The 16,931-nt window shown below is 70.9% G+C and carries 14 protein-coding genes; 9 read left to right on the top strand and 5 right to left on the bottom strand.

The annotated features are described in order from the left end of the window. The first annotated feature begins 85 nt into the window (after positions 1–85). Complete coding sequence (locus ACGFNV_RS02605) at positions 86–877, top strand: VOC family protein (protein WP_393618772.1); 792 nt, start codon at positions 86–88, stop codon at positions 875–877. A gap of 201 nt (positions 878–1,078) precedes the next feature. Here the strand turns inward: ACGFNV_RS02605 and ACGFNV_RS02600 are convergent, their stop codons facing one another. Then, positions 1,079–2,140: a LacI family DNA-binding transcriptional regulator gene (locus tag ACGFNV_RS02600; protein WP_393618771.1), complete on the bottom strand. Its 1,062-nt coding sequence runs from the start codon at positions 2,138–2,140 to the stop codon at positions 1,079–1,081. 141 nt (positions 2,141–2,281) lie between these two features. Here ACGFNV_RS02600 and ACGFNV_RS02595 point away from each other — a divergent pair, with 141 nt between their 5' ends. Beyond that, positions 2,282–3,145: a hypothetical protein gene (locus ACGFNV_RS02595; RefSeq protein WP_393618769.1), complete on the top strand. Its 864-nt coding sequence runs from the start codon at positions 2,282–2,284 to the stop codon at positions 3,143–3,145. A 14-nt stretch (positions 3,146–3,159) separates the two neighbouring features. Here ACGFNV_RS02595 and ACGFNV_RS02590 read toward each other — a convergent pair whose 3' ends face one another. After that, positions 3,160–4,122: a multicopper oxidase domain-containing protein gene (locus ACGFNV_RS02590; RefSeq protein ID WP_393618767.1), complete on the bottom strand. Its 963-nt coding sequence runs from the start codon at positions 4,120–4,122 to the stop codon at positions 3,160–3,162. 189 nt (positions 4,123–4,311) lie between these two features. Between ACGFNV_RS02590 and ACGFNV_RS02585 the strand changes: the two genes are divergently transcribed. Together ACGFNV_RS02585 and ACGFNV_RS02580 are read left to right on the top strand one after the other, a co-directional pair. Continuing rightward, positions 4,312–6,798 carry a ThuA domain-containing protein gene (locus ACGFNV_RS02585; RefSeq protein WP_393618765.1) on the top strand — a complete coding sequence of 829 codons (2,487 nt, stop codon included), beginning with the start codon at positions 4,312–4,314 and terminating at the stop codon, positions 6,796–6,798. A 44-nt stretch (positions 6,799–6,842) separates the two neighbouring features. Beyond that, complete coding sequence (locus ACGFNV_RS02580) at positions 6,843–8,990, top strand: OmpL47-type beta-barrel domain-containing protein (RefSeq protein ID WP_393619981.1); 2,148 nt, start codon at positions 6,843–6,845, stop codon at positions 8,988–8,990. On the opposite strand, the gene ligD is transcribed toward ACGFNV_RS02580, so the two are convergent. Beyond that, positions 8,977–10,038, bottom strand: coding sequence for a non-homologous end-joining DNA ligase (gene ligD, locus ACGFNV_RS02575; RefSeq protein WP_393618764.1), 1,062 nt, complete (start codon positions 10,036–10,038; stop codon positions 8,977–8,979). The two genes, ACGFNV_RS02580 and ligD, sit on opposite strands and share 14 nt — an antisense overlap. Positions 10,039–10,103: 65 nt before the next feature. Between ligD and ACGFNV_RS02570 the strand changes: the two genes are divergently transcribed. Further along, positions 10,104–11,174: an ATP-dependent DNA ligase gene (locus tag ACGFNV_RS02570; RefSeq protein ID WP_393618763.1), complete on the top strand. Its 1,071-nt coding sequence runs from the start codon at positions 10,104–10,106 to the stop codon at positions 11,172–11,174. A 27-nt stretch (positions 11,175–11,201) separates the two neighbouring features. On the opposite strand, the gene ACGFNV_RS02565 is transcribed toward ACGFNV_RS02570, so the two are convergent. Next, positions 11,202–12,392, bottom strand: a complete 1,191-nt coding sequence (locus tag ACGFNV_RS02565) for a zinc-dependent alcohol dehydrogenase (RefSeq protein ID WP_393618761.1) — start codon at positions 12,390–12,392, stop codon at positions 11,202–11,204. Positions 12,393–12,653: 261 nt separating this feature from the next. On the opposite strand from ACGFNV_RS02565, the gene ACGFNV_RS02560 reads away from it, so the two are divergent. Beyond that, complete coding sequence (locus tag ACGFNV_RS02560; RefSeq protein ID WP_393618759.1) at positions 12,654–13,637, top strand: DUF3048 domain-containing protein; 984 nt, start codon at positions 12,654–12,656, stop codon at positions 13,635–13,637. Between the two features lie 33 nt (positions 13,638–13,670). Here the strand turns inward: ACGFNV_RS02560 and ACGFNV_RS02555 are convergent, their stop codons facing one another. Next, positions 13,671–14,135 (bottom strand): MarR family winged helix-turn-helix transcriptional regulator, encoded by a 465-nt coding sequence (locus tag ACGFNV_RS02555; RefSeq protein ID WP_393618757.1) that lies wholly within the window; start codon positions 14,133–14,135, stop codon positions 13,671–13,673. A gap of 178 nt (positions 14,136–14,313) precedes the next feature. Here ACGFNV_RS02555 and ACGFNV_RS02550 point away from each other — a divergent pair, with 178 nt between their 5' ends. The 3 genes from ACGFNV_RS02550 to ACGFNV_RS02540 are packed head-to-tail and all read left to right on the top strand — an operon-like array spanning position 14,314 to position 16,912. After that, the gene (locus tag ACGFNV_RS02550; protein WP_393618756.1) at positions 14,314–15,069 is read left to right on the top strand and encodes a CoA transferase subunit A; all 756 of its coding nucleotides are present in this window, start codon (positions 14,314–14,316) and stop codon (positions 15,067–15,069) included. Continuing rightward, positions 15,069–15,713 carry a CoA transferase subunit B gene (locus tag ACGFNV_RS02545; protein ID WP_393618755.1) on the top strand — a complete coding sequence of 215 codons (645 nt, stop codon included), beginning with the start codon at positions 15,069–15,071 and terminating at the stop codon, positions 15,711–15,713. The genes ACGFNV_RS02550 and ACGFNV_RS02545 overlap by 1 nt, the downstream gene beginning before the upstream one ends. Then, the gene (locus ACGFNV_RS02540; protein WP_393618753.1) at positions 15,710–16,912 is read left to right on the top strand and encodes a thiolase family protein; all 1,203 of its coding nucleotides are present in this window, start codon (positions 15,710–15,712) and stop codon (positions 16,910–16,912) included. Before ACGFNV_RS02545 ends, ACGFNV_RS02540 begins: the two co-directional genes overlap by 4 nt. Positions 16,913–16,931: the final 19 nt, after the last annotated feature.

Genomic DNA, 16,931 nt, shown 5'->3' with positions numbered 1-16,931 from the left:
GCGATTGTCAGTGGGCGGTGCGAGACTCGGCAGTGCTGCGGGATACGGCAGCCCGGACAGCGGGACCCTTCCGAGGAGGGCGAAGATGCTCACCACCCGTTTCGTCAACGGCGCCCCCAACTGGCTCGACGTCGGCACCACCGACATCGAGGGCGCGCGCCACTTCTACAACGCCCTCTTCGGCTGGCAGTTCCAGTCGGCGGGGCCCGAGGCCGGCGGCTACGGCTTCTTCCAGCTGCACGGGAAGACCGTGGCGGGCGGCATGCAGACCGCCCCGGACCAGGGCCCGCCGTCCTGGACGGTGTACTTCCAGACTCCGGACGCGGAGGCCACCGCCAAGGCCGCCGAGCAGGCGCACGGCAGCGTGCTGATGCCTCCGACGGACGTGATGGGCCAGGGCACCATGGCGATCCTCGCCGACCGGGCGGGCGTGCCGCTCGGTATCTGGCAGCCGGCCCTGACCAAGGGCGTGGACGTGGCGGGCGACCCCGGCTCCCTGTGCTGGGTCGAGCTGTACACACCGGACATCGCGGCCGCGGCCGCCTTCTACAACGCCGTGCTGGGTCTGGAGACCTCCGCCGTCTCCTTCCCCGGCGGCACCTACACCTGCTTCAATCCCGCCGGTGCCGGGGAGGACGCCATGTTCGGCGGTCTGGTCCCCCTGGCCGACGACCCGACGGAGGCGGCCTCCGGCCCGTACTGGCTGCCGTACTTCGAGGTCACCGGCCCGGACGTGATCGCCGGCAAGACCCAGGCCCTGGACGGCACGGTCCGCATGCCCCCGACCGACATCGAGGGAGTCGGCACGATCACCAAGCTCACCGACCCGTACGGCGCGCGCTTCGCGACGGTCAAGAGCGCGCCACGGCAGGGCTGAGAGACGCGGGCGAGGCGTTCGCCGCCGAGCGGCGGCCGGGGGGCCGGGCCGCTCTTGGCGGGCGTGCCGCGCGCCCGCACGCCGTACGAGCAGGAATGAGCGCCGACGCCCACCCGCCGGCGGCCAGAGCGCGTCGGCCACCCCAGTCTCGGTCACGGTAACGGTAACGGGAACGGCTTCACGCCCTCCGCGCTGCGGCTACTACGCCGAGGCGCGGCGCACCAGCGTCGTCGGCAGAACCACGCCCGCCGGCATGTCGGCAGCGCCCGCGCCCGCATCCCCCGCGTCCCCGCCCCCGCCATTGAGGCGACGCAGCAACACGCGGGCCATCAGGCGGCCCGCCTCCTCGATGTCCTGGCGGATGGTGGTCAGGGGTGGGTCGGTCTGTTCGGCGACGGCGAGCATGTCGTCGAAGCCGATGACGGCCACGTCGTCGGGCACGCGGCGCCCGTGTTCGCGCAGGACGCGCAGGGCACCCGCGGCGGTGAGGTCATTGGCGGCGAACACGGCGTCCAGGTCGGGGCAGCGGTCGAGGAGTTCACGCATGGCGCGTTCCCCACCGGCCGGGGTGAAGTCGCCCTCGACGACGAGCCGCGGGTCGGCGTCGGGGAGCACGTCCCGGTAGCCCTCGAGCCGGTCCACCGCGGAGGTCTGGTCGAGCGCCCCGGTGATGTGCGCGACGCGCCCGCGGCCGAGGCCGAGAAGGTGGCGCACGGCCTCGCGGGCGCCGCCTCGGTTGTCGCTGTCGACGTAGGCCACCGTCGCCCCTCCCCCGCTGCCGTCGCTCCAGCCGGGACGCCCGCCGAACACGGTCGGCACCCCCGCACCCCGGATCAGGCCGGGCAGCGGGTCGTCCAGGTGGAGGGAGAAGACGAGGGCACCGTCGACGTGGCCGCCCGCCAGGTAGCGGCCGACGCGGGCGTGGTCGTCACGCCCCTCGGTCAGCAGCAGGACGAGTTGGTTGTCGTGGGCCGTCAACTCCTTGCTGATTCCCCGCAGTTGCAGCGCGAAGAAGGGGTCGGCGAAAACGCGGGTCTCCGGTTCGGCGATGACGACGGCCACGGCGTCGTGCCGCCTCGTCACCAGGCTGCGGGCGGCCTGGTTGGGGACGTACCCGAGTTCCTCCACCGCCCGCCGGACCCGCTGGACGAGCGGCTCCCTGACACCGGCCCCACCGTTGACCACCCGGGACACGGTGGCTCGCGACACGCCCGCCCGCGCGGCCACGGCCTCCAGGGTCGGTCGCGGCGCCGTGTCGGTCACTTCGGGGCTCCTCATCGATGGGTGCGGATCAGGATAACTCTGGCAACGCGGGTGAGGTGAGAGCGCTCTTGGATCATCGAAATCCGGTTGCGCGCGGGGCCGGGCGTCCGGAGGATCACCGTATGACCATACGAAAGGCCCATGGCCGCTGACCGGCGCCTCGCCCCGTACGCCCGTCTCCCCCGCGCCCACCACGGCCGGACCGTCCTGCACAGCACGGTCGACGCGTTCGGGCGCGCGCACTGGCTGCTGCGCGGGACGCCCGTCCTGGCCGACCTGTACGACGCGGTGGTCGTCACGGTGGACGGCGACGGGTCGGAGGAGACGCACCTCAGCTCCGTACGCGCGCGCTTCCCGCTGATCGACGCGCTGCCCGACGGCGGCTTCGTCGTCGCGGACGCGCGCAGCCGCTCCGACGCCGACCAGGTGCAGGTCTTCGACGCGTTGGGCCGTCCGACGTGGGGCTTCACGGTCGGCGACGCCGTCGAGCACCTGCTGACCGACGCGTCCGGCGACCTCTGGGTGGGCCACTTCGACGAGGGCGTCATGACCGACCCGCTCAGCGAGCCGGGCGTCCGGCGCTGGAGCAGCACGGGCACACCGGTGTGGCAGTACGGTCCGCCGCCCGGGGCGGACTGGTGCCTGTGCTGCTACGCCCTCAACGTGGACCGGGGCGCGACCTGGGTGTATCCGTACTTGGACTTCCCGCTGGTGGAGGTGCGCGACGGCAGACCCGCGCGGGTGCGCGGCACTCCGGTCGGCGGTGCGTCCGGTGTGGCCGTGCACGGCGAGCGGGTCGCCTTCTACGGCGGGTACGCGGAGGACGGCGACCGGCTCGTCCTCGGCAAGTTGACCGACTCGGCGGTCGAGCCGGAGGAGGAGGTCCGGGTGCTGCGCCCGGACGGCAGCCGGTCGGAGGGCACGAGACGGGTCGTCAGCCGGGGATCACGGATCTACGTCCAGGAGGATCCCTTCACCGAGTGGGGCCTCCTCGACATCGGTTGACGCGGACGTACCCCTCAGTGCTCGTGCGTGCCATGTGGGCCGTGCGGCTCGTACCCCGGGATGGTTCCGTCCGGCTTCTTCACCAGGAACAGGCCGACCATCCCCATGTCGGAGTGGCTCTGCACATGGCAGTGGTACATCCACGCCCCGGCGCCCACGCCCTCCCCCGCGATCACCTGGAAGCCGAAGGAGTCCGCCGGGCCGACGATCTTGTTGTCGACGACCTGGCTCGGGTCGTCGGGACCGGTGAGCAGGCCCGTGCGGTTGTCGGCCCAGCGGTGACCGTGCAGGTGGAAGGTGTGGTAGTACTCGCCGTGCGTGATCACCGCGAACTCGACGCGGTCACCCACGGTGGCCTCGAAGTCCGGGCCGGAGTGCGCGGGCCTGTTGTTGATCGTCATGTCGTTGAAGACGACGGTGTGGGTGCGGTCGGGCAGCACGTCGCCCTTGCGGCGGACGATCACCGGGCCGTAGAGGCCCTTGCGGATGCCTCCTGTTCCGTGTTCCGTGCCGACGACGTGGTCGTGGTAGTGCCAGTAGCCCGCGCTGCCCGCCCGCCAGGTGCCGTCCGCGCGTCGGCCGGGGGCGTGGGTGCGCCAGGTGTAGGTGCGGGTGCCGCCGGGTTCGACGTCGCTCTTGTTCAGCTTCGTGCCGTCGCTGGAGATCTCGTAGTCCAGGCCGTGGACGTGCAGACTCGCGGCCACGTCCATCGTGTTCTCGACCTCGATGTGCAGGGTGTCGCCCTCGTTGAGCTCGATCAGCGGCCCGGGGACCGTGGCAGCGCCCTTCTCGAGGCCGTACCCCAACTGCCCGTCGGGGAGCTTCTCGGCGTACAGCTTGAGGTGCCTGACCGCGCCCCCGGCCGGCGCGGTCCGGGCCGGTGCGGCGGCGCTCACGGCCTCGGAACTCAGGGACAGCGATGTCGCCGCCACCGCGCCACCCAGCAGCACCCGCCGGTTGAACCCGCGTCTGTCCATGCGGAACTCCCCACCCTGGTACGGATTTTGCGGAGACGGACCTGTGATGAACCTGTGAGACCGTACCGGCCCCACGGCCGTTTCTCCACTCCCTGGACAAAGTTCGTGCCATTCCGGCTTTAGGTATTGGCGCGCCAGTCCTTGGGGTCTAGCTTCCTTGGCGCTGCCGCTGTGACCGAGGAGGTGCCCATGCACTTACGAGGGTTGAGCACGACAAGGGCGAGAAGACGGGTCTGGCTGACGGCCCTGACCAGCGGGGTCCTCACCGCCGGACTGGTGTCCGGCCCACCCGCCGGGGCGCTCCCGGCGCCGGACCCGTCCGGGACAACGATGTCCGTCAAGTCGCCGCCGGGCGGCGCGAACGTACGGGTGCTGATCTTCCACGGCTCCGCCGCGGCCGGGGACGAGTCGCCGGTCGTGAACGCCGGTATCGAGACGATCGAGCGGATCGGCCTGTCCGGCCCGGAGAACCAGCGCTTCGAGGTGGAGGCCACGGACGACGCCTCGGTCTTCACCGACGACACGGAGTTGGGCCGCTACAACGCCATCGTGTTCCTCACCGGCGGTGGCGATGTCCTCGACCCGGAGCAGGAGGCGGGCCTGGAGGCGTACATGGAGGCGGGCGGCGGGTTCGTCGGGATCCATGACGCGGCCCGGGCGGAACCGTACTCGGACTGGTTCACCGGGCTCGTCGGCGCCCGCCCGGCCGCCTCCAGTCCAACGGCGGTGCAACGGGCGACCGTTGAGGTCGGCGACCGGCGGCATCCGGCCACCAAGGACCTGCCGGTGCAGTGGAAGCGGCCCGACCAGTGGCTGAACTGGGTGAAGAACCCGTCGGGCGACGTGCACACCGTCGCCCGGGTCCGCGAGTCGACGTACCAGCCGGGCACGAGCAAGAACGGCTGGGACCACCCGGTCAGTTGGTGCCGGGACTACGACGGCGGCCGCTCCTTCTACACCGGCATGGGCGGCACGGTGTCGTCCTACGACGAGACCGAGTTCCGTACGCATCTGCGCGGCGCCCTGCTGTGGGCCACCCGGCTCGTGCAGGCCGACTGCAAGGCGACCATCACCGGCAACTACAAGGCGGAGCGGCTCACCCCGCCCAACCAGCCGGGGCGGAACGACCAGATCGGCGAACCGCACGGCCTGGTCACCGCACCCGACGGGCGCGTGTTCTACATCGGCCGAGGTGGCGCCGACTCCTCGCAGCCGGTGATCACCGACTGGAACAACCCCGACGTCGGCAAGGGCAAGGGGCAGGTCCACGTCTACGACCCGAAGACCAAGAAGGTGACTCTGGCGGGCGAGTTGACCGTCTTCGGCAACAAGGGCGGCGGCGACGAGCTGGTCAAGGTCGAGGAGGGCCTGCTGGGAATCGAGCTCGACCCGCGGTTCGAGGAGAACGGCTGGGTGTACCTGCACTACACCCCGCACGCGCGGATCAACCGCGACACCCGTACAGCCGAGCGGCGCGTCTCCCGCTTCACACTCGACCCCGCCACGAACAAGCTCGACCTGGGCAGTGAGAAGGTACTGCTCAAGTGGCCTGTTCAGGTGCACAGTTGCTGCCACGCGGGCGGCGGGATGGCCTGGGACTCGAAGGGCAACCTGTACATCGCCACCGGCGACAACAACTCCAGTCGCTTCAGCGACGGTTACTCCGGCAACAACCCCGAACCGAACTACAAGGGCGTCTCGTTCGCCGACGCGCGCCGCACCGCCGGCAACACCAACAACCTCAACGGCAAGATCCTGCGCATCCACCCGGAGCCCGACGGCACCTACACCCTCCCGGAGGGCAACCTCTTCACCGGCCACGAGACCGCCGAGGGCGGCGGCAAGACCCGCGGCGAGATCTACGTCATGGGCGTCCGCAACCCCGCGCGCATCTCCGTCGACAAGAAGACGGACGTCCTGTACGCGGGCTGGGTCGGCCCGGACGCAAGCGCGCCGTCGACCACCTGGGGCCCGGCCAAGTACGACACCTTCGCCGTCATCACCAAGGCGAGCAACCGGGGTTGGCCGTACTGCATGGGCAACAAGCAGCCCTATCGGGACCGGAACCTGCCTGATCCGTCGAAGCCGCTGGGCTGGTACGACTGCGACCACCCGAAGAACGAGTCGCCGAACAACGACGGCCTGGTCAACCTCCCGCCGGTCACGGGCAACAACATCTGGTACTCCCCGCAGGGCGGCGCCCCGGACTACCCGCGCGACGCGAACGGCGTCCCCTCCTACAAGCAGGAGGAGGCCACCTATCTGCTCCCGTGGCTCAAGGGCGGCGGCCAGGCGGCGATGAACGGCCCTGTCTACCGCTACGACACGGCATCCGCCGGCGCGTCCGCGTGGCCCGCGTACTGGGACGGCAAATGGTTCGTCGGCGACTTCTACGACGCCGACCAGCCGCGCAACGCCGTACTCACCGACCCGAGGACACAGGGTGACGGTGGCCTGCCCGTGCACGCCGAGTCACTGAAGAAGATCGTGCCGGTCGGCAACGACGGCATCAAGAACCTCATGGGCTGGAAGTTCGGTCCGGACGGCACCCTGTACGTCCTCGACTACGGCCGCGGCTTCTTCACCTCGGACGCCAAGTCGGCGCTGTGGCAGGTGACTTATCAGGGCGGCGGGGCCACACCGGCCGTCGGGCAACTGGCGAGGGGGACCCAGTGAGACGTCAACGCGCCATCTGGTCGGCCCTGTTGGCCGTCCTGCTCATGACGCTCGGCATGCAGGCCACGACTCCCGCCGCGGCGGATCAGCCGGCCGCCGCGCAGGTGCTCACCTGGACCGCGGGCGACGACATCACCAAGTACACCTCGGCCCCCACGACGGCGGTGGCGGGTACGGCGACGATCGTCTTCGAGAACAGCACGGCGACCGGCAACACCACCGGCATGCCGCACACGTTGACGTTCGAGACCTCCGACCCCGAGTTCAACGACGACGTCCAGCTCAACATCCTCGCGAACCCGAACGACGACCAGGGCGGCCGCCACACCGCCGAGGTCACCCTCACCCCGGGCCGCTACTTCTACCACTGCACGATCCCGGGCCACGGCCAGATGCAGGGGATCCTGGTGGTGACCGAGGGCGGCGGCGCGGACACCACGGCGCCCGAGGCGACGGCGAAGGTGACCGGGACGCAGAACGCGCAGGGCGCGTACATCGGGTCGGCGAGTGTGAGCGTCGCCGCCACCGACGAGGGCGGGTCGGGGGTCGACCGTATCCAGTACGCGGTCGGCACCGCCGGCGACTGGCTGCCGTACACCGCACCCGTCGTCGTCGACCAGGTCGGCGCCCACCAGGTCCGTTACCGGGCCTTCGACAAGGCCGGCAACGTGTCGGCGGAGAAGAGCGTCCAGTTCACCGTGGTCGCCCCGTCGACGGACGACACGGCACCGCCGGAGACCTCGGCGACGGTGAGCGGCGAGCGGAACACCGACGGTGCGTACATCGACATGGCGACCGTCACCGTCACGGCATCCGATGTCGGGTCCGGCGTCGACCGTATCCAGTACGCGGTCGGCACCACCGGCGACTGGCTGCCGTACACCGCGCCCGTCATGGTCCATCAGCTCGGCACCCACACCGTCCGCTACCGCGCCACCGACAAGGCGGGCAACGTCTCGCCCGAGAAGAGCGTCCAGTTCACCGTGGTCTCCGCGCCGCCGCGGGACACCACTCCCCCGGTGACGGGCGCGACCGTCACCGGTACGCGCAACTCCGACGGGGCGTACGTCGGGAAGGCCCGGGTCACCGTCAGCGCGACGGACCCGGGTGGCTCCGGGGTCGCCCGCGTCGAGTACTCGCTCGACGGCGGGCCCTACCTGGCGTACACCGCGCCCGTGGTGGTCGACCGGGTGGGTGCGCACACGGTGGCGTACCGGGCGAGCGACCAGGCCGGGAACACCTCGCAGGCGCGCACGGTGAGTTTCACCGTCGTGGCAGGCGGTGGCGTGCCCGCGCCCAACTGCCCCGAGTTCGACGAGCGGTTGACGGTGATCGTCGGCACGGTCGACTCGGGCGTGCCGAACCGGGTGACCGACAACCGGTGCCGGATCAACGAGTTGATCGAGGACGAGAAGGAGTGGACGTCCCACGCGCTGTTCCTGAAGCACGTGAAGACGGTCCTCGGCCGGCTCCTCGACGAAGGAGTGGTCGACGAGCGTGAGTACGAGGCCGTGCGGGACGCCGCCGGCGCGTCCGGAATCGGCAGGCCGGGGCAGACGGAGGGCTATCGCAAGCTCTTCGACGGCAGCGCGGACTCCTTCGCCAAGTGGCAGCAGGTGGGCGGCGGTTCGTTCGCGCTGAATGCCGACGGCACGATGACCAGCGGCACCACCAGGGCGGGCCTCGGCATGCTGTGGTTCCCGCAGCGCAAGTACGGCGACTTCTCGCTGAAGCTCCAGTGGCGTGACGACGCCCCGGGCACCGGCAACGCCAACTCCGGTGTGTTCGTGCGCTTCCCGTGGGTCCTCGACCATCCGGAGGAGTCACGGCCGGAGTGGGTCGCCATCAAGTACGGGCACGAGGTGCAGGTGTTGGACCGGCCCGACGGCGACATGTACAAGACGGGCTCCGTGTACGGCTTCGACCGGGTGGGGCTCGCCGGTGCGGGCGTCACCCAGAAGGGTACCTGGAACGACTACGAGATCCGCGTGGTCGACCAGCACTACTCGGTGTACCGCAACGGTGTGCTGATCAACGAGTTCGACAACATCGGCGGCCAGGACTTCTCCCCGGCCCGCGCGGACGATCCGGGCACGGACGGGCGGCGGTTCGCCTCCGGCTACATCGGGCTCCAGGTGCACAGCACGACGGATGTGGTCTCGTACCGGGACATCCGCATCAAGGAGCTGTAGGGGGCTCCCCCTTCGGGTCCTCCTGCGGGTCCTCCTTCGGCTCCTTCCTGGCCCGGCTCGGCTGTACCCGTCTGGGTTCGCCCGGCATCTTCGGATACTCGGGCGGGTACGGCAGATCGCCGAGCCCGTGTTCGTGTTCGTCCTTCGTCGCGAGTTCCAGCAGCGCGTCGAGGGAGTAGGCGTGGTCGTCCATGTCCGCGTGCACGTCGCCGAGTTCGGCGAAGCGCGCGGGCATGGTCGCGAGGTCGAAGTCCTGGGGGTGTGCCTCACCGACCTCCTCCCAGCGCAGGGGCGCGGAGACGGGGGCGTGCGGGCGCGGCCGTACGGAGTAGGCGGAGGCGATGGTGCGGTCGCGGGCGGTCTGGTTGTAGTCCAGGAAGATGCGTGCGCCGCGCTCCTCCTTCCACCACTTGATGGTCACGTGCTCCGGCATGCGGCGTTCCATCTCCCGGCCCACGGCGATGGCGGCGCGTCGGACCTGGGTGAAGGTCCAGCGGGGTTCGAGCGGCACGAAGACATGCAGGCCGCGACCGCCGGAGGTCTTGGGCCAGCCGCGCAGTCCGCCGAACTCGTCGAGGACGGCGCGCAGTTCGTGGGCGGCGCGGACGGCGTCGTCGTAGTCCGTGCCGGGCTGCGGGTCGAGGTCGATGCGGAGTTCGTCGGGGCGGTCGACGTCGTCCCGGCGCACCGGCCACGGGTGGAAGGTCAGGGTGCCGTACTGGGCGGCCCACACCACGGCCGCCTCCTCCGTGGGGCACATCTCGTCGGCGCTGCGCCCGCTCGGGAAGGTGATGTGGGCGGTCGGGATCCAGTCCGGCATGTTCTTCGGCGCCCTCTTCTGGAAGAACGACTCGCCGGCCACGCCTTCGGGGTAGCGCTCCAAAGTGGTGGGGCGGTTGCGCAGGGCGCGCAGGATGCCGGGGGCGACGGCCTGGTAGTACCGGGCGAGGTCCAGCTTGGTGAAGCCGCGCTCCGGGAAGAACACCTTGTCGGGACTGGACAGCCGTACCGTCCGACCGCCCACCTCCAGCTCCACCGCGTCACCCATGCGAGCCACGGTAGGCGGGCGGCGCACATCTCGCACACCGGGACATCGGCGCGCAGAATCGGACCATGGATCTGCCGGTCATGCCCCCAGTGAAGCCGATGCTCGCCAAGTCGGTGGCGAGGATTCCGCCGGGCATGCAGTACGAGGCGAAGTGGGACGGGTTTCGGGCGATCGTGTTCCGGGACGGGGACGAGGTGGAGCTCGGGAGCCGTACCGGGAAGCCGTTGACCAGGTATTTTCCGGAGCTGGTGGAGGCACTGCGGGAGCGGTTGCCGCAGCGGTGCGTGGTGGACGGGGAGATCGTGATCGCGCGGGAGGGACATCTGGACTTCGACGCGCTGACCGAGCGGATCCATCCGGCGGACTCGCGGGTGCGGATGCTGGCGGAGCGGACGCCGTCCTCGTTCGTGGCGTTCGATGTGTTGGCGTTGGGGGACGAGTCGTTGGTGGAGGTGCCGCTGAGCGATCGGCGGGCGCTGCTGACCCGGGCGCTGGCCGACGTGACGCCTCCGGTGCACGTGGCGCCGGCGACGACGGACGTCGAGGTGGCGCAGGAGTGGTTCGAGCGGTACGAGGGGGCGGGCCTGGACGGCGTCATCGCCAAGCCCCTCACCGTGCGCTACCTCCAGGACGAGCGGGCCATGTTCAAGGTGAAACACGAGCGCACGGCGGACGTCGTCGTGGCGGGGTACCGCTTCCACAAGAGCGGCCCGGTGGTGGGGTCGCTGCTGCTCGGCCTGTACGACGACCGGGGCGCCCTCCAGCATGTCGGCGTGTCGGCCGCGTTCGCCATGAAGCGGCGGGCCGAGCTGGTGGAGGAGCTGGAGCCGCTGCGGATGGACGACGTGACCGGGCATCCCTGGGCGGCCTGGTCGGAGGAGGCCGCCCACGAGACGGCCCGGCTGCCCGGCGCGCCGAGCCGCTGGTCGGGCCGGAAGGACCTGTCCTGGGTGCCGATCAGGCCGGAGCGGGTCGCCGAGGTGGCGTACGACCACATGGAGAACGGGGCCCGCTTCCGGCACACCGCCCGCTTCCGCCGCTGGCGCCCGGACCGGACCCCGGAGAGCTGCACGTACGCGCAGCTGGAGGAGCCGGTCCGCTACGACCTCACGGAGATCTTCGGCGAGAACCAGTGACCGGGCCGGCTCACGTGACCGGCCGGCTCACGGCTGCATGAGGATCTTGATCGCGCCGTCCTTCTTCTGCTGGAACATCCGGTACGCGTCCGGCGCCTCCGACAGCGGCACCCGGTGGGTGGCGAAGTCGTCGACACCGAGCGGGTCCTCGTCCGTCAGGTACGGGATGACCTCGTCGCTCCAGCGACGTACGTTGGCCTGGCCCATGCGCAACTGGATCTGCTTGTCGAACATGGTGAGCATCGGCAGCGGGTCGGCCATGCCGCCGTACACGCCGGACAGGGAGATCGTGCCGCCGCGACGCACCAGATCGATGGCGGTGTGGAGGGCCGCGAGCCGGTCGACGCTGAAGCGTTCCGCGAAGGGGCCGCTCAGCTTCCGCGGCAGAATCGCGGACGCCTGCTGGGCGAGCTTGGCGGCGGCGCTGCCGTGCGCCTCGGTGCCGACCGCGTCGATGACGGCGTCGGGACCGCGCCCGTCGGTCTGGTCGCGGATCGCCTCGACCAGTTCCTTCTCGTGGTCGAAGCTCCGGAGGTCGTAGGTCTCCACGCCTCGCTCGTGGGCCCGGCGCAGCCGCTCGGGCACCAGGTCGACGCCGAACACCCGCCCGGCGCCGCGGACCTGGGCGATCCGGCAGGCCATCTCGCCGATGGGGCCGAGGCCGAGAACGGCGATGCTGCCGCCCTGGGGAATGTCGGCGTACGCGACCGCCTGCCAGGCGGTGGGCAGGACGTCGGAGAGGTACACGAACCGGTCGTCGGGTGGCCCTTCGGGGACCTTGATCGGTCCGTACTGTGCCTGCGGGACCCGCAGGTACTCGGCTTGGGCGCCCGGCACCGAGCCGTAGAGGCGGGTGTAGCCGAACAGGGCGGCGCCCATGTGCTCGCTGGTCACCTGGGTGGTCTCGCACTGCGTGGGCAGCCCGGTGAGACACATCCAGCAGTTGCCGCAGGCGATCTGGAACGGCACGACCACGCGGTCGCCCGCCTGGAGGTCGGGTACTGCGGCGCCGACCTCCTCCACGATGCCCATGGGTTCGTGGCCGAGGATGTCGCCCGGCGTCATGAACGGGGTGAGCACCTCGTACAGGTGCAGGTCGGAGCCGCACAGCCCGGACGAGGTGATGCGGATGACGGCGTCCGTCGGCTCCTCGATCCGTGGATCCGGCACCGTCTCCACCCGCACGTCCCGCTTGCCCTGCCAGGTCACTGCCCTCATCGCGCCGCGCTCCCTCCGTCGCGTCCGGATCATCCGTTCTCATCCGGCCTGTCCGGTTCTGCGTCCCGCCCGGGTACCCGGACGTCACGCACCGAATCACCGTCAACGCCGAATCACCGTCCGCTCCGGACCATGACGGCGCACCCCGAGCCACCCCGTCCACGGATCAGCCCAGTGGGCGCGCACAAACAGAACCAATCAGGCATGTGCGGCATTGGGCAGATAAGCGCACAATGATTGGCACATGCGATAGGGGCAGCGGTGGGCACGAGACGCAGGGCACGCACCCGACAGGCCGCGGCGACAGCCGCGCTGCTGTCCGCCGCCGTGACGCTCTCGCTGGTCGCGGGCTGCACCGGGAAGTCCGCCTCCCCCGACGACAGCCGAGGCACGAGCCGGACGCCGACCGGGAGCCGGACCACCATGCCCTCCGCCACGGGCGTGCTCGCCGTGAAGATCGACAACGCGAGCGCGGCCCGGCCGCACACCGGCCTGAACGCCGCGGACGTCGTCTACGCCGAGCAGGTCGAGGGCGGGCTCAGCAGGCTGATGGCGGTGTACGCCACCCGGCTGCCGAAGCAGGTCGGGCCGGTGCGCAGCGCCCGCGAGTCCGATCTCGAGCTGCTTCGCCAGTTCGACCGGCCCACGCTGGCGTTCTCCGGCGCGCAGGGCAAGCTGATGCCGCTGATCGACAGGGCGCCGCTGGTGCCCGAGCCGCCGGGCCGGGTGTCCGGTGCCTACGTCCGCGACTCCGCGAGGCCCGCCCCGCACAACCTGTATCTGCGCCCCGACCGACTGCTGCCCTCCGCGCCGGGCGCGGCCGCGCTGACCACCGGCTTCCACGTGGGCCCCGCACCCTCGGGCGGCACGGCGAAGACCTCGTTCACCGTGCGCTACCCGGCGGCCCGCTTCGCCTTCACCTGGTCCGGGAGCGAGAGGGGCTGGCGGGTCGCGATGGACGGGACCGCCGCCCGCACGACCGACGGGAAGCAGTTGGCTCCGCCGACGGTCGTCGTGCAGTACGTGAAGATCCGGGCGTCCGCGTTCCACGACTTCCTCGGCAACAACACGCCGTACACGGAGACGGTGGGCTCGGGAACGGCGACGGTGCTGCGCGACGGGCGGGCGTACGACGTGGAATGGAAGCGTCCGAAGGCCGAGGACGGCACGACGTTCACGACGAAGGACGGCCGGCCGGTGAACTTCGCCGAGGGGCAGGTGTGGGTGGCCTTCGCGCAGAAGTGACCGAGGCCGGGCGCGCTCAGCGGTCCCAGGCGCTCAACGCGGGGTGACCAGCGGCTCGGCCGGATTGCGCAGCCCCTCCGCCGCGTCCGACACCCGTCGGATCAGGTCGAAGAACAGGTTCTGCTCCTCGGCGGAGAGAGGGGCGAGGAAGACCTGGTTCATTCGCGCCGTGCGCACGGTCAGCTTGCGGTGGGTGCGCACACCTTCGTCGGTGAGGCGCAGCAGGAACCGGCGGCCGTCCTGCGGGTCGCGGACCTTGTCGAGCAGCCCGCGCCGGCCGAGGCGGCTGATGACCTCGGCGATCGTGGACCGGTCGAGCCCCACCCGCTCCCCCACCGTGCGCTGGTCCAGGCCCGGTTCGGCGACGAGCGCGTTGAGGACCGCGAACTGGGGCGAGGTGATCTCCTCCGAGACCATCGTGTTCCACAGCAGGTAGTGCGCCTGCTGAAGTCGCCGGGCCAGGTGCCCGGGGTGGGTGGTCAGATCCACCGCGGCCATGTGCGCTCCCCTGGTGTGCAGTCGTCGGAGTATTCGTTGGTGTACTGAACAATACCCGGGGGTTCCGGTCTTGACGCCCCTGATGCCTGGGTGGCAGCGTGAAGACAACCTCACTGAAATACTCAGTGCCCTGATTAATTGAGCGGTCGGGGCGCTCGGAAGAGACGGGGCTTCACGGATGGACAAAGTGGTCGCCACGGCCCTGGAAGCCGTGGCCGACGTGCCCGACGGCGCGTCGCTGGCGGTGGGTGGTTTCGGGCTGAGCGGTGTGCCGAACGTGCTGATCCAGGCCCTGTACGAGCGGGGCGTGACCGGGGTGTCGGTCGTCTCCAACAACTGCGGGGCGATGGAGTCCGGCCTCGCGGTGCTGCTGGCCGCCGGGCGGATCGCCCGGGTGACCGGCTCCTACATCGGCGCGAACAAGGAGTTCGCCCGCCAGTACCTGGCCGGGGAGCTGGAGGTGGAGCTGATCCCGCAGGGCACGCTCGCCGAGCGGCTGCGGGCCGGCGGCGCCGGGATCCCCGCCTTCTACACCCCGGCCGGAGTGGGCACGCAGGTCGCCGAGGGCGGACTGCCCTGGCGCTACGACGGTGAGGGCGGCGTCGCGCTGGCCTCACCGGCGAAGGAGGTACGGGAGTTCGACGGCACGGAGTACGTGCTGGAACACGGCATCCGCACCGACTTCGCGCTGGTGCGGGCGGCGAAGGGCGACCGGCACGGCAATCTGGTCTTCAACAAGTCGTCCCGCAACTTCAACCCCCTCGCGGCCATGGCGGGCCGGGTGACGATCGCCGAGGTCGAGGAACTCGTCGAGCCCGGCGAGATCGACCCGGACGCGGTGCACCTGCCGGGGATCTTCGTGCAACGGGTCGTCGCGCTCACCCCCGAGCAGGCGGCGGACAAGAGGATCGAGCAGCGGACGGTGAGCAGCTGATGGCCTGGACACGCGAGGAGATGGCCGCCCGCGCCGCGCGCGAGCTGGAGGACGGGCAGTACGTCAACCTCGGCATCGGCCTGCCGACCCTGATCCCCAACTACCTGCCGCCGGGTGTCGAGGTGATCCTGGAGTCGGAGAACGGCATCCTCGGCACCGGGCCCTACCCCACCGAGGACCAGGTCGACCCGGACCTGATCAACGCCGGAAAGGAGACGGTCACCGTCCTGCCGGGCGCCTCCTTCTTCGACTCGGCGCTGTCCTTCGGCATGATCCGCGGCGGGCACATCGACGTCGCCGTGCTGGGCGCCATGCAGGTGTCCGAGAAGGGCGACCTCGCCAACTGGGCCATCCCGGGCAAGCTGATCACCGGGATCGGCGGGGCGATGGACCTCGTCCACGGCGCCCGTACGGTCATCGTCGTGATGACCCACACCGCCAAGGACGGCTCGGCGAAGATCCTCACCGAGTGCGCGCTGCCGCTCACGGGCAAGGGGTGTGTGAACCGGGTCATCACCGATCTGGGCGTGATCGACGTGACACCGGACGGGCTCGTGTTGACCGAGGTCGCCCCCGGAGTGAGCGTCGACGAGGTCATCGCCAAGACCGACGCCAAGCTGACCGTCTCGGAGGGCCTGCTGTGAACCCGGTCTACATCGTCGACGCCGTCCGCACCCCGATCGGCCGCTACAACGGCGCTCTCGCGGGCGTCCGCCCCGACGACCTGGCCGCCCACGCCCTGCGTGAACTCCTCGCGCGCACCCCCGCGCTGGACCCGGCCCGGATCGAGGACGTCTACTTCGGCAACGCCAACGGCGCCGGCGAGGAGAACCGCAACGTCGCCCGCATGGCCGCACTCCTCGCGGGCCTGCCCACCTCCGTGCCGGGCGTCACCGTCAACCGACTCTGTGCCTCCGGCCTGGAGGCCGTCATCCAGGCGGCCCGCGCGATCGCCGTCGGCGACGCCTCCATCGCCGTGGCGGGCGGGGTGGAGTCCATGACCCGGGCGCCGTACGTCCTGCCGAAGAGCGACAGGCCGTTCCCGGCCGCCCACACCGAGCTGTACTCGACCACGCTCGGCTGGCGCATGGTCAACCCGAGGATGGACCCGCAGTGGACCGTCCCGCTGGGCGAGTCGGCGGAACTCATCGCCGACAAGCACAAGATCAGCCGGGAGCAGCAGGACGAGTTCGCCCTGCGCAGCCACCACAAGGCGGCCGAGGCGCAGGCCGCGGGCCTGTTCGACGCCGAGCTCGTGCCGGTGTCGATCCCGCGGCGCGAGGGCGAGCCGGTGGTCGTCGGCGCCGACGAATGCGTACGCCCGGACGCCTCACTGGAGGCGATGGCCAAGCTGAAGCCCTCCTTCCGCACCGAGAACGGCACGGTGACGGCCGGGAACGCCTCGCCCCTCAACGACGGTGCCGCAGCCCTGCTCCTCGTCGACGAGGAGGGCCTGAAGGCCACCGGACGCGAACCGCTCGCCCGCGTCGGCGCGACCGGCGTCTCCGCGATCGACCCGCACTACTTCGGGCTCGCCCCCGTCGAGGCCGTCAACCGGGCGCTCGCCAAGGCCGGCAAGGGCTTCGGCGACCTGTCGGTGCTGGAACTGAACGAGGCCTTCGCCGCCCAGGTACTGGGCTGTGTGGCCGAGTGGCCCGAGTTCGACCCGGCGATCCTCAACCCGCGGGGCGGCGCCATCGCCCTCGGTCATCCGCTCGGCGCCTCCGGTGCCCGCCTCGCGGGCACGGTCGCCCACCAGTTGGCCGCCCGGGGCTCCGGCACCGGTGTCGCCACCCTCTGCATCGGCGTGGGCCAGGGCCTGGCCCTCGTCCTCGAACGCTAGGAAGGGCCGGCAAAGCCCC

The organism is Streptomyces sp. NPDC048751, assembly GCF_043198595.1.
In the GTDB taxonomy this organism is placed as follows: domain Bacteria; phylum Actinomycetota; class Actinomycetes; order Streptomycetales; family Streptomycetaceae; genus Streptomyces.
This window is presented reverse-complemented; position numbering and strand designations above follow the sequence as displayed.

Coding starts and splice junctions, on each gene's coding strand:
- ACGFNV_RS02605 (WP_393618772.1), top strand. CDS start 86: ATGCTCACCACCCGTTTCGTCAACGGCGCCCCCAACTGGCTCGACGTC.
- ACGFNV_RS02595 (WP_393618769.1), top strand. CDS start 2,282: ATGGCCGCTGACCGGCGCCTCGCCCCGTACGCCCGTCTCCCCCGCGCC.
- ACGFNV_RS02590 (WP_393618767.1), bottom strand. CDS start 4,122: ATGGACAGACGCGGGTTCAACCGGCGGGTGCTGCTGGGTGGCGCGGTG.
- ACGFNV_RS02585 (WP_393618765.1), top strand. CDS start 4,312: ATGCACTTACGAGGGTTGAGCACGACAAGGGCGAGAAGACGGGTCTGG.
- ACGFNV_RS02580 (WP_393619981.1), top strand. CDS start 6,843: ATGACGCTCGGCATGCAGGCCACGACTCCCGCCGCGGCGGATCAGCCG.
- ligD (WP_393618764.1), bottom strand. CDS start 10,038: ATGGGTGACGCGGTGGAGCTGGAGGTGGGCGGTCGGACGGTACGGCTG.
- ACGFNV_RS02570 (WP_393618763.1), top strand. CDS start 10,104: ATGGATCTGCCGGTCATGCCCCCAGTGAAGCCGATGCTCGCCAAGTCG.
- ACGFNV_RS02565 (WP_393618761.1), bottom strand. CDS start 12,392: ATGAGGGCAGTGACCTGGCAGGGCAAGCGGGACGTGCGGGTGGAGACG.
- ACGFNV_RS02555 (WP_393618757.1), bottom strand. CDS start 14,135: ATGGCCGCGGTGGATCTGACCACCCACCCCGGGCACCTGGCCCGGCGA.
- ACGFNV_RS02550 (WP_393618756.1), top strand. CDS start 14,314: ATGGACAAAGTGGTCGCCACGGCCCTGGAAGCCGTGGCCGACGTGCCC.
- ACGFNV_RS02545 (WP_393618755.1), top strand. CDS start 15,069: ATGGCCTGGACACGCGAGGAGATGGCCGCCCGCGCCGCGCGCGAGCTG.